The following is a 26,686-nucleotide window of genomic DNA, read 5'->3' on the forward strand; positions in this document are numbered from 1 at the left end:
GCGTCAGTCCTCGGAGGGCTGGAGGGAGAAGTACACGGCTTCGGTCCCCAGGTTGAAGGTGTCCCCGTCCGCGATCTTCTGGCGCTTGATGCGCTGGTGGTTGATCCAGGTCCCGTTGGACGAGCCCAGGTCCTCGATGAAGTAGTCAGCGCCATCGCGCACGACGATGGCGTGCTCGCGGGAGACCCTGCCGGACTTCACGACGAGGCTGCACTGCGGGCCGCGTCCCAGCGTGAAGCGCTCCACGTCCACCCGCGTGGCGGGGCCATCCGGGCTCAGCCGCACGAACAGGTCCATGCGCGCGGGGGCCCGTGCGGCGGGGGCGGGCTTGCGGGCCCGGTTGGACTCCGGGGGCGCGGCGTCCTCGGGCTCGGAGGGACGGAGCACACGGCCCTGCTTGCGGGCGGCGGGGGCCTTCGCGGCCGGAGGCGCCACGAAGGGCAGGTCCTGCTCCTCGGATTCGTTCGAGCCCGAGTCCTGCTCTTCGTCCTCGGCGGGCGCGTCGGCCTGCTCGGCATCTTCGCCGGATGCGGCTGCTTGTGCGGCGGCCTCATCGTCCGCGTCGTCTTTCTCGGAGCCCGTGGCCTCCTCTCCCGTCTTGGCCTCTTCGGGCTCGGAGTCGTCGTCCTCGTCGGTGCCGGGGCGTTCCTCGGAGCCGATCGCCGCTGCGATGTCGGCCGCGGATGCGTCGTCGTCTTCGGAGGACTGCGACTCGTCATCGTCGTCCGAGCCCGCGGCGGCCGCCGCCTCGGATGCGCTCTCGTCGTCCGAAGATTCGTCAGCCGCGTCGTCGTCAGGCTCCTCGTCGTCCGAGTCCTCTTCCTCGGACTCCTCGTCATCCGAAGATTCGTCGTCGGACTCCTCGTCATCCGAAGATTCGTCGTCGGACTCCTCGTCATCCGAAGATTCGTCGTCGGACTCCTCGTCGTCCGAGGATTCGTCAGCCGCTTCTTCGTCGGACTCCTCGTCGTCCGAGGATTCGTCAGCCGCTTCGTCGTCGGACTCCTCGTCGTCTGAGTCCTCATCGGAGTCGGATTCTTCCTCCTCGTCCGCCTCCTCCTCCTCGTCGGACGCCACCGGCACGTCTCGGGGCTGCGAGACCGCATCCACCGCCGCGAGGACCTCCTGCATGCGCGCCCGCGCGTGAGCGGCCTCGTCCACGGAGGACTGTGCCTTCACGGGTTCGGACACCGCTGCCGCGGCAGGAGCGGCGGCCACGGTCTCCTTCGCGGGGACGACGGCAGCCGCGGGGACAGCAACAGCCGCTGGGACGACGGCAGCCGCGGGGACAGCGACAGCCGCGGGGCGCTCCGCCACACGCACCACGGGCTCAGGGGCACGGGCCGCCGGAGCCCGCACGGGCCCACCCGCGTCCGTCGCCCCGAGCGCCACGGGCGTGGGCGCCACGTACCCGTTCTGTCTCGCGAGCATGAACAGCGCCTGCGCGACCAGGGCATTCCGGTCCACGCCCAGGTCGTGGCTCATCTGCTCCAGCGCCCGCCACAGGGGCTCCGCGACCTCGATGGTTTCACGAATCCGATTCATGCCTAGCTGCCCCTCAGATTGCTCTGCCACGGAGAGACATTGTCCGGGTCATTGAGCCAATAGAACATCGCTTGCGTCTCCGCGTACTGCCGCTCCGCGATGGACACCAGGTTCGGGTGCAGGTCGCCCAGCGCCACGCCTTCGAAGAGGAATCCCTGGCCGGGCTTCGTCGCGCTGGAATTGCCCCGGAACTTGCGGTCCCGGCTCTGCCACAGTCGCTGCGAGGCCTGTCCCGCGGCCTGTCCGTAACCCGCCGGCGGCGCGATGCGCGTGGGCATCTTGAACGTCGTCTCGCCGCACGACCACAGCAGCCACGACAGCGCGCTCCAGTCCCCGCGCAGCATCAGCGTCAGGTCCGCGAACCCCATCTCCAGGTTGAGCGTCTCGTCGATCTCCACCTGCTCGTCCTCGCCCAACTCCATCTCTTCCTGCTTCAGCTCCACGGGCCCATCACCCAGCAGGCCCGACAGGTCCGGCGGCAGCCAGGACACCGCCGCGCCGGGCTTGTACCGCTGGAGCAGCGCGCCGCGAATCGCCTGGAGCCGCGTGGCGTACTTGCGCACCAGCTGCTGGATGGCCTCCAGGGACTGTGCGGGCTTCTCCGGCAGGCCGTCGTAGGTGCAGCTCGGAGGCTCCTGTCCCGCCCAGAAGTCGAACCGGGGGAACAACGCCCGCGCGTACGTGGCCAGGAACCGGGCGGTGTCCGGCTCCGCTTCCGCGAGCCCCTCCGCGTCCTTCTGCACCTGATCCGCCACGCCCAGGTTCAACAGGATGAGGCCGCGCGTGAACAGGTACGCCTTGCGCTCCGGCGCGAGCAGCATCGCCGCGTGCAGGAAGTCCAGCGCCGCGCGAGGCCGGTCCGTCTGGTCCAGCAGCACCGCGTAGCCCCGCAGCAGCGTGGCCGCCTCACCGCCGCGCATGAGCGCGTCCGCCATGGGGGCCCACGCCTGTCCCGCATTCCCCACCACGCTGTCCGCGACCTGTCGAGCCGAGTCCTGTGTGCGCGGCAGCGTCAGCTCCTCCAGGCCTTGCTTCAGCGGCTGGACGTCCAGCGACGTGGCGCACGCCCGTGCCGTGGCCAGCAGGGCCTCGCGGTAGCGCCGGTCCGCGCGGGCCTCCTTCGCCAGCTCGCGCCAGCCTTCCGCGCTCCGGGGGAGGTTGGAGAACACCGGCGAGCGCGCCAGCGTCTGCTCATCCATGGCCAGGCCCAGGTCGCGCTTGAGCACCACCGCCCGCTGCGCGTCCATCAGGGCCCACTCGCCGCACGCGAAGTCGCCCTCCGCCCGGCCCTCCTCGAAATGGACGCGGAAGTCCGCGTAGGTGTCCTCCGCGCGCGACCAGTAGCGCCCGTGCCGCCGTCCGTTGTCGAACTCGGCCTCCCAGAGCAGCTGTCCCTGCGCGTCCCAGAAGCGGGTGAGGCCGTGGCGCTCGCGGTCCGCGTTGAGCGTGACCTTGGCCCACTGGTTGAGGTCCTCGCGCAGCTCCGCGTCCTCGGGCAGGTGGGCCGGACGGGTGGGGTAGGGCTCGCCGGTGGAGGGCACCACGCGCTGGCCGTCGCCGTTGAAGTGCTCCACCTGCCGCACGGTGCCGCGGTCGTAGTGCATCACCGTCTTGCGCACGCGCTCGCTCACGCCGCCTTCGTGCATGCGCTCGGAGGTGAAGCCGTCGGAGGCAATCCAGGTGCGGGGGCCGTGGAGCTGGCCCTGCTCGAAGGCGCCCTCCTGGGACACCGCTCCGTCCTCGTGGAATCGCCTGAATGGGCCGTGCGGATTGCCCTGCACCATGATGCATTCGTTGCAGAGGGTGCCGTCGGCGCGCCAGTACCGCCACGTGCCGTGCGGCCGGCCCTTGGCGTCCTTCGGGCCGAAGGACCACTCCTCGTCGCCGTCGTCCCAGATGGCGCCTTCGGGGACTCCGGTGGGGAGCTCGCCCGCCTCGGTCCGCTCGCGGTTCGTCTTGCGGCGCTCCTCCTCGGAGACGTCCACGGCTCGCAGCGCGACCAGCAGCCGGTCCAGCGCCTCGGGGGACAGCGCCTCGGAGACGCGGCGGACCTCCAGCCCGTCCTTGAACGCGACGATGGTGGGGTACGCGTCGATGCCCAGCGGCTCGGCCACGGCTTCGTGGGCCTCCGCGTCGAGCCGGGCGAAGGTGATGTCCGGGAACCGCGCGGCGGCCTCGGAGAAGACCGGAGCGAACTCATGGCAGGGTTCACACCACGGTGCCCAGAAGTCCACGACGCACATGCCGGGCTTCTGGGTGACTGCTTCGAAATCCTCCGGGGTCAATTCGACCGGTACGCCTGCCAACGGGAACTCCTGCTCAAGGGGAGAGGCAGATAAGAGGGGCGCCGGGGGCGCGCGTCAACCGGCGCGTCACGGGGAGTCCGGCTTCCGTCCAGCCCGGACAGGCACGGAGGGTGCGTCCGCGAGCAGCAGGGGGCGGGACATGGAACGATGACCGGATGCGGCCCACCCTCGTGGTCATCAACGGTGAACAGTACTGGCAGCGCTACTTCCCGGAATACGAGGTCGTCTTCCGCAGGCTTCAGGAGTGTTCCTGGGTCCTGCGCGGTGGCGACCTCTGGTGCGTCAACCGCGAGTCCGCGACACGGCTGGACGGCGTGCTCTGGCGCGTGGGCGCCATCCGCCCGGACCCCAGGCACCGCGCGACGCTGGAGCTCATCCGCCTGAGCGGTGTGCCCTGCTCCAACCCGGCGTCCGTGCTGGCGCGCTGTCACGACCGGTTGTCGATGCTGGCGGAGATGCGTGAGGCGGGGCTGCCGGTCATTCCGTTCGACGCCGCGCTCGGCGACGACATGCTGCGCCGGCTGGAGCGGCCCGTGCCGTTCGTCGTCAAGGTTGGCAATCACCACGCGGGGCTGGGCAAGGCGCTGGTGCGCGACGCTGGGGCGTGGCCGGAGATCGCGGACCTCCTCTTCGCCGCGGACGACTACGCGGTCGTCGAGCCCTTCATTGACTACGAGCGCGACGTCCGCTGCCTCGCGGTGGGCGAGCGCATGTGGGCGATGACGCGGGCGAGCGCGGGTTGGAAGGCCAACGTCGACACGCGCAAGTACCAGGTCATCGACCCGCCGCCGGAGCTCGCGGAGCACACGCGCCGGGCCATGCGGCATCTGGGCGCGGACGTGCTGGGCCTGGACTTCCTCCAGGCGAAGGACGGCGCCTACACGCTGCTGGAATGCAATGACACGCCAGGCCTGTCCGGCTTCCCGGAGGAGCTGCGGGAGGACGTCGCGGAGTGTCTGCGTGTCCGGATGCGCCAGCGCTGAGGAGAGCGCGGCGACGCCGCCACGGTGTGCCGGAGCGGGCACCGGGGGGACCACGGACGGGGGAGCGGTGGGGCGCGAAGTCGTGCCTGCGCGGAAGCAAGGATGAAGCCACGGGCAGAGGCCGCCCGTCGGGCGTGCTTGCCGGAAACCTGTCCGACAGGCTGGCACCCTGGGAGTTCCTCCTTCCCCCGGACGGCGAAGGGCACGTACCGCGCGAGTCTCACCGTGACGGACTGGAAGGGCGTGCGGGACACCGGCACGCGTGTGCTCACGGTGAAGTGAGCCTCAGGGGGTGGAGCCCCAGGTTGGCATCCGGAAATAGAACCGGAACCCCGCATCTCTCAGCGTGTGGAACCGCGTCAGCAGGCCGTCATCCATCCAGAGGTGGGCCAGGTCCTGGACGCGCATGCGCTCGGGGACGAGGGCGTGCGTGTTGAAGTCCCACGCCTCCGCGCCCATGCAGCGGGCGAGCACCTCCGCATGGAAGGCCCCCATCCCGCCGACGAAGAACGACGCGATGACCCGCGTGCCCTCTCGCGTGTCGGTGTTCCGCTCGGCGCCGTAATCCATGTGGTCCGCCAACTCGCGGCGGAAAACGCCCGTGGCAAGCACCTGCGCCTCCACCTTCGCCTCCGGAAGCGAGGCGAGACGGCCCGCGTTCCGGAGCAGCGGTTCCACGGCGTTGCCGATGTCGAAGAGGTCCACGTCCAGGCACTGACGCACGAGCAACAAGGCTTCGATCAGGCCCTCCCGGTCGAAGGTGTCCAGCACCGTCTCCGCGTCCTTCGCGGAGAGCGAAAAAGAAGGGGACATGGGGCTAGCCGTTCGGTTGGAAGAAGAACTCGAAACCCGCGTCCCGCAGACGCAGGAAGCACTCCAGCCGGTGCTCCTCGCCGGGGTACAGGAACCGCCGCACCGCCTCCATGTCCACACGCCATGGGTCGAGCGCGTGGGTGTTGAAGTCCCACGCCTCCGCTCCCATGCATCCAGCCAGCTCCCGGCTGCGCGAGCTGCCCTCCGGCGCCAGGAACACGGAGACGACGATGATGGCCCCGTCGCGGGTGTTCCGATGCCACGCTTCCGGCTGCTGGAGGAACGGCACCAGCTCGCGGCGGAACGGGCCGATGCCCAGGACCTCTCCGTACATGCCCATGCGTCCGAACCTCCCGTGTGTCAGGCCCCGGCGGACGGCCGCGTCCCGCGAGCCTGACCGGGGCTTTTGCTACCGTCGCCCCTCACACCCCGAGGCCGCGCCATGACCATCTCCGTCCGCACCGCCAACCTGCGCACGCTCAACTCGCTGACGAAGTACCCGTCCATCCCGACGTACCACACGCTGGGAGACAAGGGCCGGCTGGCCGAACCCGCCATCGCGTTCGACGGGCCCGTGGTCGGCACGGAGAAGGTGGATGGCACCAACGCGCGCATCGTGTTCCTTCCGGACGGCACGTACCTGCTCGGCAGCCGCGAGGAACTCCTCTACGCGAGCGGTGACCTCATCGGGAACCCGGCCCTGGGCATCGTGGAGCACCTGCGCCCGGTGGCGGACGCCCTGCGTGAGAAGCGGCTCGACGCGGGCGGCATCACCGTCGTCTTCGGCGAGGTGTACGGCGGCAACGTCACCGCCCACAGCAAGCAGTACACGGGCGAGAAGCGCGTGGGCTACCGCGTCTTCGACGTGGTTCGTCTCACCGACTACGAGACGCCCCTCACCTGGTCCGCGGCGCAGCTCTCCGGCTGGCGCGAATCCGGAGGCCAGCCCTTCGTGACCGAGGACGCGCTCATGGCCTTCACCCGCGAGCACAGCCTGGAGACCACGCCGCGCATCCTCGAAGAGGACGGCGCCGCGATGCCGAAGGACCTGGAGGGAGCGTTCGCCTGGCTGCGCTCGCACGCGCCCGCGACCCGGTGCGCGTTGGATGCCGGGGCAGGGCAGCACCCGGAGGGCATCGTCGTTCGCACCCGCGACCGTCGCACCATCGCGAAGCTGCGTTACGAGGACTACGAGCGCACGCTGCGTGCGAAGCGCTGAAAAGCAAGAAGGCGGCGGTGTCTCCGTTCACCGCCGCCTCCATCCGAACCACGCATTCAGTAGCGATGCGGCTCGGCGATATTCATGTGGCCTGTCGCGGATGAGGTCTGTCTGCACCCCGAACTTGCCCGCGTTGTCCGTACCCATTGCGTCTGGCGTGCCAGCCTCCGGCCCGCCGAGCCCTCCCTGATTCCAGGGGTTTGTGTCCCACGCTGACGGCGGCCCCTGGTGACTGCGGTCCTGGAGCTGATGACGGCCGTCACCAGGCAGGCGGGCGGGGCTGACGCGTCGCGGAAGGATGTTCGGAGCGGGCGAGGGCCGGCGGTAGACTCGCGGATCAGGTCACGGCCCATGACGAAGAGAGACACCGGAAGGCGAAACACAGGCACCGGCAACTCGGACTCCGTGCGCTCGGGCGCGGGGACGGGCCGGGGCTCGGGATATGGAACGGGCCCCCGTCCGCGCCGCGCGGAGGACGTCCCGCCCGTTCCCCAGGTGGGCCGCTACCTGCTGCTGCGCAAGCTGGGGCAGGGCGGCATGGGCGTGGTGTACGCCGCCTATGACCCGGACCTGGACCGCAAGATTGCCCTGAAGCTGCTGCACCCGAACGCCAACCACGACAACGAGGAGGCGCGGTCCCGGCTCTTGCGTGAAGCGCAGGCCATGGCGCGCGTCTCCCATCCCAACGTCATCCCCGTCTTCGACGTGGGCATGTGGGGCGACCAGGTCTTCGTCGCCATGGAGCTGGTGGAGGGCGGCACGCTGGGCTCGTGGCTGAAGGAGGCGAAGCCTTCCTGGCGGGAAGTGCTGGAGCGCTACCTCCAGGCGGGCAGGGGACTGCAGGCCGCGCACTCGGCGGGGCTGGTGCACCGCGACTTCAAGCCCGCCAACGTGCTGGTGAGCCACGCGGGCCGCGTCTACGTGACGGACTTCGGCCTGGCGCGGCAGGTGGGCGACGGACCGGAGGCCCCCGTCTCTCCGGAGGAGGCGCAGGTCCTGGAGTCCTCGGACCGGCGCATGCTGGACACCACGCTCACCGAAGCGGGACTGCTGGTGGGCACGCCCAACTACATGTCCCCGGAGCAGTTCCGGGGCACGCAGCTGGACGCGCGCACGGACCAGTTCAGCTTCTGTGCGGCGCTCTACGGCGCGCTCTACGGCACGCGCCCCTTCGACCCGGGCAGCATCAAGGCCTACGCGTCCGCCAGCCGGAGCGCGGAGTTGGAGGAGGCCACCGGCACGCAGTCCCTGGGCGGCACGCAGTCGCTGAACGCGCCCGCGAAGGCGATCCCCGTCATCGCGCCGCCGCCCGTGCTCATCCGCGAGCCCCCGCGCGACGCGAAGGTGCCCGGTTGGGTGCGGCAGGCGGTGCTGCGCGGGCTGGCGCTGGACGTGGACGCGCGCTTCCCGTCCATGCAGGCCCTGCTGGACGCGCTCTCCCAGGAGCAGCGCCTCGGGCAGCGCAAGCGCTGGCTGGGAGCGGCGGGCGCCATGACCACCGCGCTCGCGGTGGCGGGCGGCGTGGCGTGGCAGCAGTCCCAGGTGTGCGTGGACGCGGGCGCGCTGATGGACACCGTGTGGACGCCGGACGCGAAGGCGAAGCTGGAGTCCGCCTTCCGCGCCACCGGGAAGCCCTTCGCGGAAGGGATGGCCGTCCGCGCCGTGCAGGTGCTGGGGCAGTACGCGGACGCGTGGAAGCACCAGCGCGTCCAGGCGTGCGAGGACGCGCGCGTGAGCGGCGTGAAGCCGGAGGAGCAGCTGGACCGGCAGGTGGTGTGCCTGGAGCGCCGCCGCAAGGACCTGCGCGCCACGGTGGACCTGCTCGCGAGCGCGGACGCCGCCATGGTGGTGAAGTCCGTGGACATGGTGCATGCGCTGCCCGCGCTGCATGAGTGCGAGGACGTGGAGGGACTGGCCGAGCAGCAGCGCCGCCCCTCCGACCCCGCCCTGCGCGGCACCATTGAAGCGCTGGAGGATCAGCTGGCGGAGGTGCGCGCGCAGGTGGACGCGGGCCGCTACCCGGCGGCGCTCACCGCGGTGAAGGCGCTGGAGGCGCCGGTGGAGAAGACGGGCTACCTGCCGCTGAAGGCGGAGATGCGCTTCCACCTGGGCTGGCTCCAGGAACAGACGGGCCAGTCGCCGGAAGCGTCCCGCCTGCTGTCGCGCGCCGTGTTCGACGCGGAGGCGGGCAGGGCGGACCGGTTGAAGGTCGCCATCCTCAACAAGCTCCTCTACGTGGAGGACGGCCAGAAGCACTACGACCCGGCGGCGAACTGGGGCGAGCTGGCGGAGGCCACCCTCCAGCGGCTGGGCGGTGAGCCCGCGCTGGAAGCAGACGTGAAGGTGAACCAGGCCAACCTCGCCATGTCCCAGGGCCACATGGAGGAGGCCCGCAAGCGGCTGACGGAGGCGAGCGCCCTCTACGACAAGGCGCTGCCACCCGAGCACCCCAAGCGCGCGCGGGCGCTCTTCCTCCTGGGCCGGCTGGTGCTGGGCACCGGCGACGCCAAGGGGGCGGTGCCGCTCCTGGAGGCGTCGCTCGCGAAGACCCAGGCGGCGGTGGGCCCGGTGCATCCGGACATGGCCAACCGGCACGGCCTGGTGTCCCTGGCCCTGCGAGACGCCGGCCAGCCCGAGCGCGCCCTGCCACATGCCCAGGCGGTGGTGGACCTCTACAAGACCCTGCACGGCGAGAAGAGCGCGCAGGTGGCGGAGGCGCTGGACGAACTGGGCATGTGCCAGCTGGGGATGAAGCGCTACGACGACGCGCTGAAGACCTACGAGCAGGCCGTGGCCCTCAAGCGCGAGCAGCTGCCCGAGGGCGACGAGGGACTCCAGCCGTCCTACGACGGCGTGGGCCAGGCGCTGCTGGGCCTGGGCCGGGCGCGCGACTCCGTGGCGCCGCTCCAGATGGCGGTGTCCTTCGCGTCCGCGCCCCCGGATGCGCTGGCGGAGTCCGGCTTCGCGCTGGCGCGGGCGCTGTACCAGACGGGCCAGTCTCCGGAGGCGCTGGCGGAGGCCCGGGGCGAGGCCACCCGCGCCCGCGAGCGCTTCAGCGAGTCCGGGATGGACGAGCGCGTGGGCGAGGTGGACTCGTGGCTGGAGAGCCTGCCCAAGGACTCCCCGCGTCCACCTGCCCGCAAGCCTTCTCGCGGCCGGCGCAGGTAGGACGTCACGCACGGCTGCTGGCGACCGTGGCGGGGCGTGCTACCGTCCCCCGCCGTGTCGCTGCCCCCAGACGAGGACGAGGAGCTCCTGGATGCCACGGCCACCCTGCAGCGGGGCCGGGCGGGACAGGTGCGGATGGTGCTCCGGGTGCTTTCCGGCGCGGAAGCCGGCAAGGCCCACCCGCTCAAACAGGGGACGTACACAGTGGGAAAGGCCCCCACGTGTGACATCGTCCTCACCGACAAGGCCGTCTCCCGCCAGCACCTGAAGCTGGAGGTGCACGCCGAGCACGTCGTCGCCACGGACCTGGGCTCGCACAACGGCTCGTTCGTGGAGGGCCTGCGCTTCACCGCCATGGAGCTGCGCCCCGGCAGCGTCATCACCCTGGGCACCACCGAGCTGAAGCTGGTGCCGGAGGACACGCGCGAGCGCTCGCTGCCCCTGTCCTCGCGGGACCGCTTCGGCGCGCTCGTGGGCACAAGCCGCAAGATGCGCGAGGCCTTCACCGTGCTGGAGCGCCTGGCGCCCGGCGGCGCGGACGTGCTCATCCACGGCGAGACGGGCACGGGCAAGGACCTGTGCGCGGAGGCCATCCACCAGCTGAGCCCGCGCGCCAAGGGCCCCTTCGTCATCGTGGACCTGGCGGGTGTGCCCTCCACCCTCATCGAGTCCGAGCTCTTCGGCCACGTGAAGGGCTCCTTCACCGGCGCCCAGGGCGACCGCGCCGGTGCCTTCGAGCGCGCGCAGAACGGCACCGTCTTCCTGGACGAGATTGGCGAGCTGCCCCTGGACCTGCAGCCGCGCCTGTTGCGCGTGCTGGAGCGTCGGCAGGTGAAGCGCGTGGGCGGCAACGACTACTTCACGGTGAACGTGCGCGTGGTGGCCGCCTCGCACGTGAACCTGGAGCAGGCCGTCCAGCAGGGGAAGTTCCGCCGCGACCTCTTCCACCGGCTCGCCGTGCTGCGCGTGACGCTGCCCGCGCTGCGCGAGCGCCCGGAGGACATCCCGCTCCTCATCGACCACATGCTCAAGCTGATGGGCCGGCAGCCGGGCGCGCTGTCGGATCAGACGCGCGCGCTGCTCATGCAGTACCCCTGGCCCGGCAACGTGCGCGAGCTGCGCAACGTGGTGGAACAGGTCGTCAACCTGGGCGAGGAGGCACTTCCGGACCTGGAGGCGCCCCAGGGCGCGGACGGCCGCAAGGGTCCGGATCTGGACCTGCCCTTCAAGGAAGCAAAAGAACACCTCATCGAAGTGTTCGAACGTGACTACCTGAAGAACCTCATCGAGCGCTGCGAAGGCAACATTTCCAGGGCTTCTCGCGAAGCTGATATCGACCGTGTCTACCTCCGGAAACTCCTGCGCAAGCACGGGTTGGATCCATCCGGGGAGCCTTAACACGGGGCGGCATCACAGGTAGGATGACATCCCCCCTCCCCCCCGGAGCACGACCGTGAGCGTGAATCTTTCCTCCAATCTCCTCCGTACCTTCCAGCAACTGGCGGAGGTGAAGCCCGCCGCCGTGCCGCAGCAGACCGCGCAGCAGGTCGGGTTGCCGGAGGAGAAGGTCGTCTCGCAGGTGGAGGGCGCGCCCACCCCCGTGCAGACGGAGCAGGCCACGGACGCCTTCGCGGCGGTGCAGGCCCTCAATCAGGCATGGGCGAACCGCTTCCAGCCGGTGTCGGGCGCTTCGGCGCAGGACCTGGGCGTCCAGGGGACGCTCGCGAACGCGCCCCAGGCTCCGGAGATTGGCGGCTGGGACGCCGCGGGGACGGACCCCGAGGTCGTCAAGCAGGCCAATCAGAATGACTGCGGCGCCGCGGTGGCGGTGATGCTGGGCAAGGACATTGGCACCAGCAAGACGCAGCCCGCGTCGGACAAGGACAAGATGGCCGCGCTGGAGTCGCGCTTCACGCAGGGCCAGGGCACGTCGCCGCATGAGCTGTCCAACATGCTGGCGAACCAGGGCACGAAGGTGACTCAGACGTCGTCCAAGCTCGACACCAAGGCCCTGGATGACGCGCTCGCGCGCGGCGCCAAGGGCGCGGTGATGGTGGACTCCAGCCTGGTGGACCCCACGACGAAGCCGGGGGAGACGGGCCGCGCGCACTGGGTCTCCGTGGAGGGCAAGGACGACCAGGGCCGCTACCTGCTCAAGGACCCCAGCACCGGCTCCAAGATTCCGGTGGACGCCCAGAGGCTCGCGGACTCCGTGGACATCAGCTGGAACCGGCACCAGGGCGGCGGGCAGATGATCGTCGAAAGCGCCCAGGGCATGTCGGAGGCCCAGGCCGCGCAGGAGGGCGGGGAGAAGGCCGTCGCGCTGGGCAACACGGACGGTGGCGGCTCCCGCGCCATGGCCAACTTCGGCCGCGAGTCCTCATAGGCCGTAAAGACTGACGGCGGATGGACTGGAGTCCATCCGCCGCGTGGGCTTCAGACGGTGAGGTGTTGCACGGCCTGGAGCCGCAGCAGCTGGCGCGCCAGCTCCTGGACCTGCTCCACCTCCTGCAGGCCCATCACCTTGCGCAGCGCCAGCCGCTTGTCCGTGGAGGCGCGCAGCAGCAGCGCGCGCAGCTGGGGATTGCTGAGCAGCGGGTTGAGCTGGCGCAGGTGGCCCACCAGCGCGCCCAGCTGGGGCAGCGTGAGTCCCGCCACCATCACCTGCGTCGCGTTGCCCTCTTCCGGGCTCTGGCTGGTGGCCAGCATCCACGGCGACAAGAGCAGGGAGCGGGTGAAGTCCATCTCGCAGGACAGGCCCAGCCGCGCGCACTCCTCCACCACGGGGCCGCTGTCGTGGCCCGCGATGATGGGCTGGATGCGGGCGGCCTCGTACTTCTGGAGGACGGCGTCGTACAGCTTCCGGGCCTCCACGCCCTGCGGCGTGCGCGGGAACTCCGCGAAGGCCTGACCAATCTCCGCGCGCAGCGTGCCCATGAGCGTGGCGTCATCCGCCGTGCCGGGCTCGCCCAGGACCTGGGCCAGGTAGGCCCGGTCCTCGGGGACCGCGTTCGCGGACTTCCACCACTCGAAGGTGACGGTGCTCACGCTCAGCACCACCGGCAGGGTGACGACGCCCTGGCGGCCGGGGTTGGCGAGGAAGGCGCTCATCTTCCCCTCCACCTCCGTGAGGCCGCGGTGGAGCCGGTGGAGGACGGCGATGCGCAGCTTCGCGCGGCCCTCCATCGCCTGCTTCGCGGCATCCGACGACTGGCCGTCCGAGGCGGTGCGCTCGCGGGAGGATTCGGAAGCGGCGGGCCGGCGCTCGAGCTGGGGCGCCACTGGCACCTGCTGCGCCATGGGCGGAGGCTGAGGGAGCGCCGGGGCCGTCTGGGGCGTCTGGGCCGCGAGGGCAGGGGGCTGCTCCAGGGTGCCCAGGCTGGCGGCGCCCTGCGAGGTGCCGGACGCCATCCCTGCCTGTTGCTGCGGCGCCCTGGCGCCGCCGCCTTCATTGCGCTCCGGCTCGCCCGAGCGGCCGAAGTCCATGCCGTCCTGGGGGCCGCTCTGCTCGAGGCCTCCCTTGGCGGAGGCGCCCTTCGCGGAGCCGCCCTTGACGGCGACGCCTCCCTTTCCGGTGCCGCCCTTCCCTGTGGCCTTGCCCGATGACTTGCCTTCACCGGACTGCGCCTTCTCCTCCTTCTCCTGCGCGGGGCTCTGCAGGGGCAGGCCCGGGCGGGGAAGACCAGACGGAAGGCGGACGCTCATGGATGGGGGCCTCGGTTGAGGGGAATCAGGCCAGGTCCTTCAGGTGGACGACCAGGTTGCTGTTCTTGCTGCCCAGCGTGCTCGCGTCGTCCGTGGGGATGACGTAGCCCTGATCCGCGCCAACGTGCTTGCGGAAGAAGTCTACCACCTCCGGATCCTGCACGTTGGACGTGGTGCTCTTCTTGATGCCGTACGCGGAGCCGTCCGCTCCCTTGGCCTTCACGGAGTCAGGCGCGGAGGAGAGCAGGTTGTCCATCGTGCCCGACAGGCGGCCGCCGCCGTCCGGCTGGATGGTCATCGAGGTGTTGTGACCCTCGATGTAGCTGACGTCGTAGTAGGTGTTCCCGAACCCGCCGTCGAACTTCACTTCACCGAGCGTCGCGTTCTTGCCGTCGCCGTTGTCGCTGCGGAAGTTGCCGGACCAGTTGTCCGGGAACTGCACCGTGCGGCTCTCACCGGGCTTCAGCGTGACGGAGTCGACGGCCTTCTCGCCCGCGTTGGGGGTGAAGTTCACCGTCATCGGCTTGTTGCCGTCGTTGTTGAGGGTGATGGTGTTCTTGCCCTTCGCCGCGCTCGAGTCGCCCACGGACTGGGGACCGGCGACGGCCGCGTCCTTCTGGGGGGCCGCCGGGGCCGGGGCGCCCTGCGCGGCGGAGGCCGCCTGCGCCGCGGCAGGAGCAGGGGCCGCGCTGGAGCCCGCGCCCTCGCCACCCAGGTCCGGCACGCCGCCCTGCTGCGCACCGGCTGCGCCCTCGATGCCCGGAGCGGCGGCGCCCTGCTGCGCACCGGCGCCCTGCTGCGCACCGGCGCCGTTCATTCCACCGAGCATCTCCACCAGCTGCTTCAGCATCTGGACCATCTCGGCCAGCTGCTCCATGGGATTGCCGCCCTGGAGCGCGCCCTTCTTGCCCACGCCCGCCGGCGCGTCGAAGCCATCCGCCTGGAACATCCCCTGGAGCGAACCCGGGCCGCTCTTGGCCTGCCCCGCGTCCGCCGTCACCGCCGTGGGGCGCGCCACCGGGCTGGAGAGCTCCGTGGCGGACGTGCGGGGCGAGAAGGAGGAGCTGGCAACGGACGACTTCGACAGGGGGGAGAGCGCCATGGCGGTGTTCCTCGGAGATTGGATGGGCCGGCTTCGGACACCGGCCGGTTCAGCGATGTGGGGGGCTAGAGCACGGCGCGTGCCATGCGCCCCACACGCTTCTCAACGAGGTAAACCCTTGGAACTCCTCAGGGGACGGACGCTGCCATGGGAGCGGAAGGCCCCCGCCCTGATGACTGCCGTCAGGCCCCTGGTGTCTGGCGTCATCAGGCCCGAAAGCACGACTCGCGCGGGACGCAATGCGCCCCGCGCGAGAAGTCGCCGCGGATTCAGGCCGTGCGGATCAGACCCTTCGGGCCGTGCTCGAATGGATGAGCCGCAGTATCAGCAGCAGCACCACTGCTCCGATGAACGCCACGAAGATGGTGCCCGCGATGCCGCCAAATGGGGCTCCCGTGCCGAGCGCCCGGAGGATGAAACCTCCCAGGAACGCGCCCACCACGCCCACGACGATATCGCCAATCAGGCCGTAGCCACCGCCCACCACCGCGGACGCGAGCCATCCAGCGATGAGGCCGATTACCGCCCACAACAGGATTGCTTCCAGCGCCATGTCTCTTCCTCCCATCGAGGTGATGGGCGAAACATGGGCATGATTCCCGGCCGCGCTCGCCCCTCCCCCAAGGGCGACGGCAGGGCAGGCAGGCAGGCGGCGCCCGGGTGGAATCCAGACTTGAAGCCTCCCGCCTACTTGCAGATGGGCACGCGGGGCGGCGACGCGCTGGCGAGCACCGCGGTGCCCCTGACGTTGACGATGGTGCCTTCGGGGAGCGCCAGCGCCTGCCCCAGGGACAGCAGAGGCGTGATGCCCTCGCGCGGTTCCTGGGACCAGGAGGGAAGGGGGCTTCGGGACATCCGCCGCCATGCGCCGGCGATGGGCGCACCCACGCGGATGCGCGCGGGCTCGCCTTCGAGCCGCTCCACCTGGAACGCGTCCAGGTCGCGCGCCGAGTCGGGCATGTCGTCGGTGGAGGGACACTCACCCGTGCACGCGTCCCAACCCTGGTTGCCCAGCACGGTCCCCGGTCATCCCAGACATAGACGCCAATGAAGCGCCGCATCTGGGGATCCAATAGGTGAGCCCCACGGAGACCTCATCGCTCGTCCGGGGGATGAGGGCGGAGAAGACGGAGACGGTGCCGTCCGCCCGGTGCACCACCCACAGCGGCGTGCCGTCCCCCAGCGTGGCCTGCACCACGGAGCCCCGCGGCGGCAACTCCAACACCACGGACGGCTCGATGCGAGGCAACTGGATTTCCTCGCGAGGCACGGCTCTGACTCGCCAGGCAGGCGTTCCGCAGCCTGCCAGGACGAACACAGACACGACGGCGAGCATGAGGCGATGGCACAGGCGCCAGAAGTTAGCCCGATGCCGGGGGCATTGACGGCGTTCCGTTTAAAGATGCATCCTGAATGCATCTTTACGGGGCGTGGGCCCGGAAAGGGAGCGAAGTCATGACGAGCGTGTACGAGAAGATTGGCGGAGAGCCGGCGATGGCGGCGGCGGTCGACGTCTTCTACCGGAAGGTGCTGGCCGACGAGCGCATCAGCCACTTCTTCGAGGACGTGGACATGGAGCGCCAGGCCGCGAAGCAGAAGGCGTTCCTGACGATGGTGACCGGCGGGCCCGCGAACTACTCGGGCAAGGACATGCGCGCGGGACACAAGCACCTGGTGGACCGCGGGCTGAACGGGACGCACTTCGACGCGGTGGCCGGGCACCTGAAGGAGACGCTGGAGGAGCTGGGCGTGCCCGCGGACCTGGTGGGCCAGGTGATGGCCGTCGCCGAAGGGGCGCGTGCGGACGTCTTGAACCGCTGAAGCAACCTGCAGGAGGCACGTCATGGCGAAGGTGCGGCATGAATCCGAGTGGTACCCGTTGGAGCCCGGAGAGACGGTGCTGGACGGACTGCTGCGCCAGGGCGTGCGCGTGCCGCATGCGTGCCGGGCAGGGGCCTGCCAGTCCTGCCTGATGCGAGCGACCTCGGGCGCGGTGCCCGAGGCCGCGCAGGTGGGGCTCAAGGACACGCTGCGGGCGCGCGGCTACTTCCTCGCGTGCATGTGCCGGCCCCAGGAGGGCACGGCGCTGGAGGTGGCGGGAGCGTCGGAGCTGCGCGTCCCCGCGCGCGTGGTGGAGCTGGAGTCGTTCAGCGAGGACGTGTTCGCGGTGCGGCTGGAGGTGGAGACGCCACTCGACTATCGCGCGGGGCAGTACGTCACGGTGGTGCGCGCGGACGGGCTCGCGCGCAGCTACTCGCTGGCGAGCCTGCCTCGCGAGGGCCGGCTGGAGCTTCACGTGCGGCTCGTGCCCGGGGGCGCCATGAGCGGCTGGTTCGCACGCGAGGTCCGGCACGGCGACCGGGTGGACGTGCAGGGGCCGGCTGGGGATTGCTTCTACGTGCCCGGACAGCCGGAGGCGCCGCTGCTGCTGGCGGGGACGGGCACGGGGCTCGCGCCGCTGTATGGAATCCTGAGGGACTCGCTGGAGGCGGGCCACACCGGCCCCATCCACCTGTTCCACGGGGCGAGGGAGCCGGCCGGGCTGTACCTGGTGGACGCGCTGAGGGCGCTGGCGGCGCGCCATCCAAACGTTCACTACCGGCCCGTCGTGCTGGCGGGCGGAGGTGGGGAGGTGGAGGAGGGGGCCCTGGATGCGAAGGTCCTCACCTGCCTCCCGAAGCGGCCGGTGGGCTGGCGAGCGTTCCTCTGCGGCAACCCCGAAGCGGTGCTATCCCTGCGCAAGAAGCTCTTTCTCGCGGGGTTCTCGCTGAAGGACATCCACGCGGATGCCTTCCTGCCGAGCCTGCCGCGAGCGGGGCCCGTCGCCGGAGCCGCCTGACTTGCACCTGACCCTTCACGCCGACTACTCGCTGCGCGTCCTCATGTACCTGGCGGCACGTCCCGGGCGGCCGTCGTCCACGCAGGAGATGGCGGACGCCTACGGCATCTCCAAGCACCACCTGGTGCGCGTGGTGCAGACGCTGGCGCAGGAGGGACACGTGGAGGTGAAGCCCGGGCGGGCCGGCGGCGTGCTGCTGGCGAAGGCCCCGAAAGACATCCGGCTGGGCAAGGTGGTGCGCGCGGCCGAGCCGGACTTCCACCTGGTGGAGTGCTTCGACAAGGAGCGCAACACGTGCCCCATCGCGCCCGCGTGCGGCCTCAAGGGAGTGCTGGCGGAGGCGCGCGACGCGTTCCTCGCCACGTTGGACAAGTACTCGCTGGAGGACCTGCTGCGGCGCTCCAGGCCGGGCCTGTCCGACCTGCTGCTGACGCCGGCCGCGCCACAGGGGTAGGCGCGCCCGGGCTCACCTCACGCCTGTTGGAGCAGGGGACGGTCAGCAGCAGCCCGGGGGGCCACCCACGGGCATCCGCCAATCCGTGTCACACCGCCATGACACCCCCATCCACGAAGAGCTCGACGCCCGCGACGAAGCTGCTCTCGTTCGACGCCAGGAACAGCACCGCGTTCGCGACGTCCTCCGCCTGGCCGAGCCGCCCGAGCGGCGTCATCTGTTTCAGCACGTCCTCCATCCCCGCGTTGTTCTGGAGATACGTCTGCATCGCGGGCGTCTCAATCACCCCCGGTGAAACCACGTTGACGCGGATGCCTTGGCTCTTCAGGTCGGTCGTCCAGGTACGCGCGAGCGCGCGAATCGCGGCCTTGGTCGCGTTGTAGACCGACAGACCGGGGAAGCCTTTGCTGCCGCTGGCCGATCCGGCGAGGATGACCGTCCCTCCGTGGGTCATGAGGGGCAGCGCCTTCTGCACGCTGAAGACCATGCCCTTCACGTTCGCGCCGAACACGCGATCGAAGTGCTCCTCGTCGATCGCACCGAGCGCCACGGTTTCGGAGATTCCCGCATTGGCGAAAACGACATCGACCCTGCCGTGGTCGCGTTTGACGCGCTCGTAGAGCCGGTCGAGGTCGGAGAGATTGCCGACGTCCCCTTGGATGCCAACGGTGGCGCCACCGATTTCGTGGACCGCCTCGTCGAGCCGCTCCTGTCTGCGCCCGGTGATGTAGACCCTGGCCCCCTCCGCGGCGAAGGCCTTGGCGGTCGCGAGCCCGATGCCGTCACTTCCCCCGGTGACGACCACGACTTTGTCTTTGAAGCGCGTCATGTCGATTTCATCTCCTTCAAGAATGGCTCATTGAAGGTATCCGTTGCATACCAGGAGGCAAGAGCGTACCTGGAGCATCCCAGGTATGCCGAGCGATACTGAAGACGATCCCATCTACCGGTCCGACTGCCCCACCCGCCCGATCCTCGATCAGATAGGCGACAAGTGGTCGATGATGGTCCTTGCCGTGCTCGTGCCCGGGCCGCGGCGGTTCAACGCCCTCAAGCGACAGCTTGAGGGAATCACCCAGCGCGTGCTGACGCAGACGCTGCGAAAGCTCGAACGCAACGGGATGGTCCGCCGCCGCGTCCTCGGCGGCTCTCCGCCGGGCGTCGAGTACGCGCTCACCCCGCTGGGCAGGTCGCTCCAGGAGCCGTTCGCGGCACTGTACGATTGGACCCTCGCGCACATCGACGCGATCCAGAAGCACCAGGAAGCCTACGACCGCGAGGCGGTGGCCAGCGCTCGCCGTTCAGACTGAGCCGGGGCCCTCCGCGATACCTCACGGCGGGCCCGGTCTCCAGGCCCGCCGCGAGTCCGCTTCAATGGCTCAGCGCCACGTATCGTTCACGGTCGAGGTGCCCGTGGCCGGCGTCGTCAGGGTGCGGTTGGCGCCGCTCTCCCAGGTGACGTTGTTGGCGGCGTCCTTCTTGATGAACTTGTACTCAATCGCCGTGGAGCCCGGCAGCCCGACGGCCGCGCTCCACGTGGGGTAGTTGGCCGGGGACAGCAGGATGGCATTGGCCGGGGCCCAGCTCCCCAGCGCGGCGACGTTGCCCACCACGTACACGTTCTGTCCCATCACCGTGCTCGCCGTGACGTTGAACGTGACCGTGGCCCCGCTGGTGGACGTGGTGACGGAGAGCGCGGAGGACTGCGCGGACGTGTTGCCCGCCGCGTCGCGCGCCCGCACCGTGTAGCTGTAGGCCGTGTTGGAGGACAGCCCGCTGTCCGTGTAGCTCGTGGACGTGGGCGTCCCCACCTGCGTGCCATTGCGGAACACCAGGTAGCCCGTCACGCCGACGTTGTCCGTGGAAGCGCTCCAGCTCAGCGACACCGTCGTCGCGGACTTCGACGGAGCCGTCAGGCCCGTGGGCACCGACGGCGCCGAGGTGTCACTCACCGGCGCGCCCGCCGTGATGACGCCCGCGTTGAACGTGGATGTGCCGGTGGGGAACAGGTAGTTGCCGCCGTTGTTGTTGTCCCACGTCCCGCTGCCGTTGTTGAAGACAGCCTCCAGTTGCTGCACGGAGCCCAGGTTCACCGTGTACTTCGCGTAGCCCGTCACCTCCGCGTCCGGCATCAGCACGCCCGGCGCCGTCGTCCACGTGCCACCCGCGGGGCGGTAGTGGATGTACGGCGTGGCGAAGCCCTTCTTGTAATAGACCGTCGTCGTGTACCCCAGGCCGGTGGTGACGGAGAGCGCCGCGCTGGCCCCGGAGGTGTTCCCCGCCGCGTCGCGGGCCTTCACGGTGTAGCTGTACGTCGTGCTCGAGGACAGCCCCGTGTCCGTGTACGTCGTCGCCGTGGGCGCGGCCACCTGCGTGCCATTGCGGAACACGAGGTAATCACTCACGCCGTAGTTGTCCGTGGCGGCCGTCCAGCTCAGCACCACCGACGAGCTGGTGACACCCGATGCGGAGAGCCCAGAGGGCGCCGACGGCGCCGTGGTGTCCGGGGGCAGGGTGGTGACGGAGAGCGCGCTGCTCGCCGCGGAGGTGTTGCCCGCCGCGTCCCGCGCTCGCACGGTGTAGCTGTACGCCGTGCCCGCCGTGAGCCCGCTGTCCGTGTAGCTCGTCGTGGAAGGCGAGCCCACCTGCGTGCCATTGCGGAACACCTGGTAGCCCGTCACGCCGACGTTGTCCGTGGAGGCCGTCCACGTCAGCGTCACGGAGCGGTCCGTGCGCGTCGCCGCGAGCCCCGTGGGAACGGACGGCGCCGTCGTGTCCACGCGGAGGAACGGATAGGTGCCCGTCACCGGGCCGTTGACGTCCTCGATGTACTTGCCGCCCTCCTGCCGGTACTTCCCGGCGCCAACGTAGACGGATTGGATCTCGCTGCGCGTGACGTTGCCGCGCGAGTCGGTGGCCTCGATGTAGTAGTCGAGCACCTGGTCGCGGTAGGCGCCCAGATAAACGTAGTAGAGGTCGCCAATCTCCTGCGCGGCCACCTTCTGCATCACCGGCAGGTGCGCCGGCTGCCACGCCACGCCGTTCATCACCGGTCGCAATTCACGACGCTGGAGTGGATGGTCCACCCAGGCTCCCACGCGCGATGGGTCGATGCCAGGCACGCCCGCGGCCTTCAGCGCCGCCGGGTTGTAGACGCGAGGCGTGTTGTCCAGCGGGTCGATGCTCTTCGCTGTGTGCACGCGCACTCGCGCCTTGATGCTGGCGATGCCGCTCACGTCGAAGGCGTAGGTGTACAGCGCGAAGTTGTTGTCGAAGTGGTGCAGCGTCCACCCTTCGGACTTGTCCGTGTTGGGGCTGCCGGGGTTGTACGGCCAGCGCTGCACCCACCAGACGTCCGGGCCCGTACGGTCCTGCGCCAGCCGGTCCTGCACATACGGCTTGGAGAAGTAGAGCGACTGGTTGAAGGACAGCGTGGGCTTCACGTTGTCGTCCACGTTCTCGTCGTAGTAGCCGAAGCCGGAGTCCATGGCCGGCAGGAGGAAGTACCAGGCCAGCTCCGCGGGGTTCGCGCCGCCCGCCCAGTCATTCGCCGCGTCGCCCTTCACCGGGAAGGACATCATCCACGGGTTGAGCTGGTTGCCCGCGTGCGTGACTTGCGAATCCAGCGCCGTGGTGGGCTTCCAGTGGTTGGGGTGCGCGTCCAGCCAGACCTGCTCGGCCGTCTTCGCGTAGTTCATCGCGGCCTGGAGCAGCGCGAAGTTGCGCTCCAGGTAGTGCCAGCCGTGCTCCAGCGAGACCGTCATCCCTTCCTGCACGCCGCTCAGGTTCGTCTTGGGTGCCAGGTTGAGACCGGTGGCCGAGTTGAAGGCCGGGAACTGCCCCTTCCAGATGCCAAACGGCAGCCGCCAGTGGTGCCACTGCGGGTCGGATGAAGAGTCGCGCGTGTCCACCCACGAGCCGTCCTGCACGTGCACCACGTCCGTGGAGACGGGCGTGTTGTTGACCAGGTACTCGTCGATGCCCAGGCACTGCACGCCACCGCTGCAGGTGACGGAGCGGCCGTTGAGCCACGTGTCGAGCGACCCCGCGCGCCCGCCGGAGTTGTCGCCGTCATGCGCGAGCACGAAGAACTGCTTCTGGGACACCAGGCCCTCGAAGTTGCGCAGGCCCACCACGTCCACGGTGGCCTGTCCCTCCCAGCCCTCCAGCCAGGAGCCGTTCTGGTTGACGGGGATGCCCACGACGCGCGACTCGGCGCCCGTGGCCGGATCCACGTAGCGCACCCAGTGCGGCGTGGAGGCGAAGGGGTACTTGTTGCGGATGACCTGTTGCTCGTGCGCCATGCCCTCGCTCACCCAGGCGCCCACGGTGCTGGTGTTCTGGAGGTCCGCGCGGTTGGGCGGCGACACCAGCGTGTCGGAGCCCGGGTCGTTGAGGAACGGGTAGTCCTTCAGCGTGCGGGAGAAGTGGTTGTCCCCGATGACGGACCACTTCACGCCCAGCTTCGCCAGCGTGGGGATGAGCCGCTCGCTGAAGCCCAGCTCCGTGGGGAAGAAGCCCTTGGAGGCCGTGAAGCCGCTGCCCAGGAAGTACGACTGGGACAGCGTGGCGCTCTGGTGGATGAGGTCCTTGAGGAAGTAGTCCGGCCCCACCAGCGGCCCCATGGAGTGGTGGCCCGTGAAGTGGATGAGGTCCAACGAGCGGTTGCCCGCGGGCGTGCGCAGGTTGGCGTAGCGGTCCCTCCAGGTGGCGCCCCAGTTTGCGTTGTCGTAGCCGGACACGTTGCGGCGGGTGACCAGGTCGTTGACGTTGTTCACCACCGCGCCAGACATGGTGACGTGAACCTGTCCCGTGGAGGCATTGGCCTTCATGTCCGCGGCCACGTCCGGCGGCCAGTATTGATACGCGCCCACCTTCGCGTGGTGCGAGTAATACGTCACCAGGTCGTCGTGCGGCATGGGCGCGCCCGACGGCAGGAAATAGGTGTAGTTGGCCGGAGGTGACTGCTTTATCTGGATGACCTGCCCGTCATACGCGTAGCGGATGGGGCCGCCCACCGGCGTCGAGTTGTATTGGGTCAGGTCGTAGTACGCCCAGAAGTTGGGCATGTGATTGTGATACACGTGCGCGGCGGCGATTTGAGCCTGCGCCTGCTGCGCGTGTAACAGGATGACGGCGAACACCGCGAGCAAGGCCAGTTGCGGCTGTCTTTTCATGGGGCGTCCTCACCGGACGAGAGGGGCCGTCCGGTGGGCGCTGCTTACTGGCGTTTGACTCAAGATTTCCCATGTAAACTGGGAATGACAACCTGTAAATCGATACTGCATTGCGTCAGTCTTTCGTGGAAAGGCTGTCGTTGACAGAGGAGAAGCGGCCTCGGACAGTCGGGCGCGCCATGGCCACCTATCCCGCGTCAGCCCGTGAAGCCTTTGTCCAATTGCGTACGCTTTCGGAGGCGCTGGCCCGGCCGGAGGAGCGTGCGCGGGCGCTGGCGGAGCTGCGCGAGCTGGCGGAGCTGTCGCGCGACCAGCCAGAGGGCGCGCCGCTGCGGCTGGCGTCGGTGGTGGTGGCGGTGGGCGCGTCCCAGGAGCGGCTGGAGCTGTTGATTCCGCCGTCCATCTTCGCGCCCGAGGCGTGGGCGTTCACGTTCCTGGAGGGGCTCTTGAAGGTCCCTCTGGACGAGTACGCCGGCAAGCGGCTGGTGGAGGTGGGCTCGGGTTCCGGGTGGATCTGCATCGCGCTGGCGAAGTTCACGGGGCTCGCGCGCATCCGGGGGCTGGACCTGAACCCGCAGGCCCCGGCGGTGGGGCTGTGCAACGCGTGGCTCAACGGCGACGAAGCGCTGGTGTCGCGGCTGTCCTTTGGCGAGAGCGACCTGCTGCTCGGCCTGCCCCAGAAGCCGGAGTGGGACTTCATCGTCGGGTGCATCCCGCAGGTGCTGCGCAGTGACGAGCTGCCCGCGGAGCTGGCGCAGGCGGATGAGCAGGCGCTGTTGGACCTGTCCAACTACACCTCGTTGCAGAACGTCTATGAGGACCACTTCGGACTGGGGCTCATCGCGCGGCTGCTCAACGAGGCGCCGGAGCGGCTGCTGCCGGGGGGGCGGCTGCTCCTGAACCTCGCGGGGCGTCCGGGCCGCGCCATCATCGCGCGGATGTTCACCCGGCGAGGCTTCACCACTCGCATGCGCGTGGCCCGGCGGGTGATGCAGGCGGCGGACACGGACATCCGCCCGCTGGTGTCGCTGGAGCAGCGCACCGGGCGGGAGTTCGAGTTCTTCATGGAGGCCCACAGCCCGGAGCCCCTGCGCGCGGCGACGGCGCTGGGCTGGCTGCAGTCAGGCCACCCCATCTGGCACGAGGTGGCGGTGTGGGAGGCCCACCTGTCGCAGCCCCGGGAGACGCTGGCCCTGCGCGCCGCGCTGCGCTCGCTGGGCATCGCGGCGCTCCAGGAGGAGCTGGACCTGGGGGCGGCGTCCGCGGAGCAGCTGGGCTTCGTCACGGCGCTCGCGGAGCGGCTGTCCCAGGCGCCCTTCCTGCCCTACGCGCACGAGGCCGGCGACGCGTCCTTCCGCAGGCTGGTGGCCCGCTACCTGGACCGCCACTTCGGCTTGAGGCTGTCGGAGGACTCGGTGTTCGTCGCGCCGGAGCGGGAGCAGGCCGTCTATTCCTTCCTGCTCGCCACGTGCGACCCCGGGGACACGGTGCTGGTGTCGCGCAGCCTGCACCCGCTCTACGCGCGCGCCCTGGACAAGGCGGGCGTGCGCGCCACCGTGACGCACAACACGCTGGGGGAGATCCGCCGCCTGCTGAGCGCCTTCGACGTGAAGGCCGTGCTGCTGACGGTGGAGCCGGGCGAGCGCACCAACCTGGCGGTGCTGCGCGACATCGTGGCGGAGGCCGCGCGGCGGGGCATCTGGGTGGTGCTGGACGAGAGCGCCTTCTTCAACATCACCGGGGACGTGGAGCCGCGCACCCTCTTCGAGTTCCTCGCGCGGACGCAGCACGCGCCCAACCTGGTCATCCTGTACGGGCTCATCAAGAACGCGGTGTGGCCGGATCTGGAGCTGACGCTGCTGCTCCCCGTGCCAGAGTCGCTGCGCGCGGACCTGGAGGTGGCGGCGGAGGTGACGTACTCGCGCATCAGCGTGCTGGCGGAGTGGTTCTACGAGCGCACGTTCTCGGAGTTGCTCGCCTTCCGCATGGCCTTCGCGGAGCCGGAGCCGCCCTCGCCGCACCGGGTGCCGGAGGTGCCGCTGCCGCGCTCACAGCGCATCGCGAAGCTGTCGGAGCTGCCCGCGTTCGCACCGAAGTTCTTCCGCGAGGACGACCCGGAGCTCGTGCGCCTGGACTACGGCGAGAACGAGGGCCCGATGCCGCTGCCGCTGGTGGAGGGGCTCATCGCGGCGGGCGTCGCGCCGCGCGCGGACGGAGCGCAGACGGGGCTGGCGGAGGCCGTGGCGGCCTTCCTGTTGGAGACGCGAGGGGCCCGCTATGTCCCCGAGGACGTCGTGGTGGCGCCCGGCGTCTGGCCGCTCATGCACCACCTGGGCGTGGCGCTGCGCCAGCGGCTGGGGCGGATGCCGCGAGTGTTCCTGGTGACGCCTTGTTACGGCGTACTCGCGCCCACGTTCCTCGCGGCGGGGTGCGAGGTGGAGTCAGGCCCGCTGGGCACGCTGCTGTCACGCCGCGCGCGGGGGACGATGCCGGACGCGGTGGTGCTGTCGCAGCCGGCGAACCCCACGGGGCACTACCTGTCGCACGAGGAGTTGATGGCGCTGGCGACGTTCGTGGTGGAGCAGCGCTGCCTCTGGATCTCGGATGAAATCTTCGGCTTGGTGAACCTCACCAACCCCACGGCGGAGACGGTGCACAGCCCGGTGACGCTGGAGGGCGCGGTGCCCGGTATTGGCGCGCGGACGGTGCTGCTGGGAGGGCTGTCCAAGGAGTTCGCGGCTGGAGGCCTGCGGGTGGGCTGGGTGGCCACGAAGGACCGGGCGCTGGTGGCGGCGCTGCGCGACAGCGCTCCCGGCGTGCTGCACACGCCCACCGCGCGCGCGGCGGCGTACCTGTACGCGGCCCATGCGCGCGGACCGGATGGACAGTTGCTCTACGCCGCGCGGCACAAGGCGCTGAGAAACTACCTGGCGCGGATGCGGCGTGAGCTCGCGGAGAAGCGCGCGCTGGTGGCGGAGGCGCTGCCCGACGACGGCCGCGCGGAGGCCACGGAGGCGGGGGGCTTGTTCCTCGCGCCTCCGATGACGGCCTGGCTGGGACGTTCGGTGGATGGGGTGAAGCTCACGCCAGAGAACCTGCCGCGCATCGTCTACGAGCACACGCACGTGGTGCTCAACGGCGGCGCGTGGTGCGGCGACCCGGAGCGCGTGCGCGCGGTGTTCTCCATTCCCCGGGAGAAGTTGTTGAAGGCCCGCGACCGCCTGCGGACCTTCGGCCAGCGGCTGCGCTGACGGCGCTGCGCGGCGTCAAGTGATGACCCTGTCGGCCGGGGCGGAGCGATCCAAACCTGTCCGACAGGGCGCGGACCCCAGAGCGTTCCTCTACACTGCGCCGGCCCATGCTCCGCTCCCTCGC

General features: G+C 70.1%; 21 protein-coding genes. 10 read left to right on the forward strand and 11 right to left on the reverse strand.

Annotation, left to right across the window (positions count from 1 at the left end):
- Window positions 1–3 precede the first annotated feature (3 nt).
- Together D7Y11_RS00640 and D7Y11_RS00645 are read right to left on the reverse strand one after the other, a co-directional pair.
- Window positions 4–1,545, reverse strand: coding sequence for an FHA domain-containing protein (locus D7Y11_RS00640; RefSeq protein WP_126932754.1), 1,542 nt, complete (start codon window positions 1,543–1,545; stop codon window positions 4–6).
- Window positions 1,546–1,547: 2 nt separating this feature from the next.
- Window positions 1,548–3,851: a thioredoxin family protein gene (locus tag D7Y11_RS00645; RefSeq protein ID WP_126932755.1), complete on the reverse strand. Its 2,304-nt coding sequence runs from the start codon at window positions 3,849–3,851 to the stop codon at window positions 1,548–1,550.
- Window positions 3,852–4,006: 155 nt separating this feature from the next.
- Here D7Y11_RS00645 and D7Y11_RS00650 point away from each other — a divergent pair, with 155 nt between their 5' ends.
- Entirely contained in the window at window positions 4,007–4,834 is an 828-nt protein-coding gene (locus D7Y11_RS00650) for a RimK family alpha-L-glutamate ligase (RefSeq protein WP_120576988.1), read from the forward strand.
- A gap of 285 nt (window positions 4,835–5,119) precedes the next feature.
- On the opposite strand, the gene D7Y11_RS00655 is transcribed toward D7Y11_RS00650, so the two are convergent.
- A complete protein-coding gene (locus D7Y11_RS00655) occupies window positions 5,120–5,647 on the reverse strand; it encodes a hypothetical protein (protein WP_120576989.1) in 528 nt (175 codons plus the stop codon).
- Window positions 5,648–5,651: 4 nt separating this feature from the next.
- Complete coding sequence (locus D7Y11_RS00660) at window positions 5,652–5,987, reverse strand: hypothetical protein (RefSeq protein WP_126932756.1); 336 nt, start codon at window positions 5,985–5,987, stop codon at window positions 5,652–5,654.
- Window positions 5,988–6,089: 102 nt separating this feature from the next.
- On the opposite strand from D7Y11_RS00660, the gene D7Y11_RS00665 reads away from it, so the two are divergent.
- The 4 genes from D7Y11_RS00665 (at window position 6,090) to D7Y11_RS00680 (ending at window position 12,420) form a co-directional block, all read left to right on the forward strand.
- Window positions 6,090–6,866, forward strand: a complete 777-nt coding sequence (locus D7Y11_RS00665) for an RNA ligase family protein (RefSeq protein WP_126932757.1) — start codon at window positions 6,090–6,092, stop codon at window positions 6,864–6,866.
- A 351-nt stretch (window positions 6,867–7,217) separates the two neighbouring features.
- Window positions 7,218–10,034: a protein kinase gene (locus D7Y11_RS00670; protein WP_126932758.1), complete on the forward strand. Its 2,817-nt coding sequence runs from the start codon at window positions 7,218–7,220 to the stop codon at window positions 10,032–10,034.
- Window positions 10,035–10,088: 54 nt separating this feature from the next.
- A complete protein-coding gene (locus tag D7Y11_RS00675; protein WP_233596999.1) occupies window positions 10,089–11,432 on the forward strand; it encodes a sigma 54-interacting transcriptional regulator in 1,344 nt (447 codons plus the stop codon).
- Window positions 11,433–11,487: 55 nt separating this feature from the next.
- Window positions 11,488–12,420, forward strand: a complete 933-nt coding sequence (locus D7Y11_RS00680) for a hypothetical protein (RefSeq protein ID WP_120576993.1) — start codon at window positions 11,488–11,490, stop codon at window positions 12,418–12,420.
- Window positions 12,421–12,470: 50 nt separating this feature from the next.
- On the opposite strand, the gene D7Y11_RS00685 is transcribed toward D7Y11_RS00680, so the two are convergent.
- The 5 genes from D7Y11_RS00685 to D7Y11_RS00705 form a co-directional block, all read right to left on the reverse strand.
- Complete coding sequence (locus tag D7Y11_RS00685) at window positions 12,471–13,739, reverse strand: hypothetical protein (protein WP_126932759.1); 1,269 nt, start codon at window positions 13,737–13,739, stop codon at window positions 12,471–12,473.
- A gap of 25 nt (window positions 13,740–13,764) precedes the next feature.
- Window positions 13,765–14,841, reverse strand: a complete 1,077-nt coding sequence (locus tag D7Y11_RS00690) for a hypothetical protein (RefSeq protein WP_126932760.1) — start codon at window positions 14,839–14,841, stop codon at window positions 13,765–13,767.
- A gap of 283 nt (window positions 14,842–15,124) precedes the next feature.
- A complete protein-coding gene (locus D7Y11_RS00695) occupies window positions 15,125–15,394 on the reverse strand; it encodes a GlsB/YeaQ/YmgE family stress response membrane protein (RefSeq protein WP_120576996.1) in 270 nt (89 codons plus the stop codon).
- A gap of 134 nt (window positions 15,395–15,528) precedes the next feature.
- Entirely contained in the window at window positions 15,529–15,858 is a 330-nt protein-coding gene (locus D7Y11_RS00700) for a hypothetical protein (protein WP_126932761.1), read from the reverse strand.
- On the reverse strand, window positions 15,821–16,111 hold the full coding sequence (locus tag D7Y11_RS00705) for a hypothetical protein (protein WP_126932762.1): 291 nt from the start codon (window positions 16,109–16,111) through the stop codon (window positions 15,821–15,823). The genes D7Y11_RS00700 and D7Y11_RS00705 overlap by 38 nt, the downstream gene beginning before the upstream one ends.
- Window positions 16,112–16,296: 185 nt before the next feature.
- On the opposite strand from D7Y11_RS00705, the gene D7Y11_RS00710 reads away from it, so the two are divergent.
- Genes D7Y11_RS00710 through D7Y11_RS00720 form a run of 3 tightly spaced genes read left to right on the forward strand, consistent with a single transcriptional unit; the run spans window position 16,297 to window position 18,134 of the window.
- Window positions 16,297–16,662 (forward strand): group 1 truncated hemoglobin, encoded by a 366-nt coding sequence (locus D7Y11_RS00710; RefSeq protein ID WP_120576998.1) that lies wholly within the window; start codon window positions 16,297–16,299, stop codon window positions 16,660–16,662.
- A gap of 22 nt (window positions 16,663–16,684) precedes the next feature.
- Window positions 16,685–17,680 (forward strand): 2Fe-2S iron-sulfur cluster-binding protein, encoded by a 996-nt coding sequence (locus D7Y11_RS00715; RefSeq protein WP_126932763.1) that lies wholly within the window; start codon window positions 16,685–16,687, stop codon window positions 17,678–17,680.
- 1 nt (window position 17,681) lies between these two features.
- Window positions 17,682–18,134 (forward strand): Rrf2 family transcriptional regulator, encoded by a 453-nt coding sequence (locus D7Y11_RS00720; RefSeq protein WP_120578325.1) that lies wholly within the window; start codon window positions 17,682–17,684, stop codon window positions 18,132–18,134.
- 88 nt (window positions 18,135–18,222) lie between these two features.
- Here the strand turns inward: D7Y11_RS00720 and D7Y11_RS00725 are convergent, their stop codons facing one another.
- Window positions 18,223–18,963, reverse strand: a complete 741-nt coding sequence (locus D7Y11_RS00725) for an SDR family NAD(P)-dependent oxidoreductase (protein WP_120578324.1) — start codon at window positions 18,961–18,963, stop codon at window positions 18,223–18,225.
- An 85-nt stretch (window positions 18,964–19,048) separates the two neighbouring features.
- On the opposite strand from D7Y11_RS00725, the gene D7Y11_RS00730 reads away from it, so the two are divergent.
- Window positions 19,049–19,444, forward strand: coding sequence for a helix-turn-helix domain-containing protein (locus tag D7Y11_RS00730; protein ID WP_120565143.1), 396 nt, complete (start codon window positions 19,049–19,051; stop codon window positions 19,442–19,444).
- Window positions 19,445–19,513: 69 nt separating this feature from the next.
- On the opposite strand, the gene D7Y11_RS00735 is transcribed toward D7Y11_RS00730, so the two are convergent.
- Window positions 19,514–23,311 carry a carbohydrate binding domain-containing protein gene (locus D7Y11_RS00735; protein WP_126932764.1) on the reverse strand — a complete coding sequence of 1,266 codons (3,798 nt, stop codon included), beginning with the start codon at window positions 23,309–23,311 and terminating at the stop codon, window positions 19,514–19,516.
- Between the two features lie 179 nt (window positions 23,312–23,490).
- On the opposite strand from D7Y11_RS00735, the gene D7Y11_RS00740 reads away from it, so the two are divergent.
- Window positions 23,491–26,562, forward strand: coding sequence for an aminotransferase class I/II-fold pyridoxal phosphate-dependent enzyme (locus D7Y11_RS00740; protein ID WP_121754592.1), 3,072 nt, complete (start codon window positions 23,491–23,493; stop codon window positions 26,560–26,562).
- Window positions 26,563–26,686: the final 124 nt, after the last annotated feature.

This window comes from Corallococcus sp. AB018, assembly GCF_003986945.1.
In the GTDB taxonomy this organism is placed as follows: Bacteria; Myxococcota; Myxococcia; order Myxococcales; family Myxococcaceae; genus Corallococcus; species Corallococcus exiguus.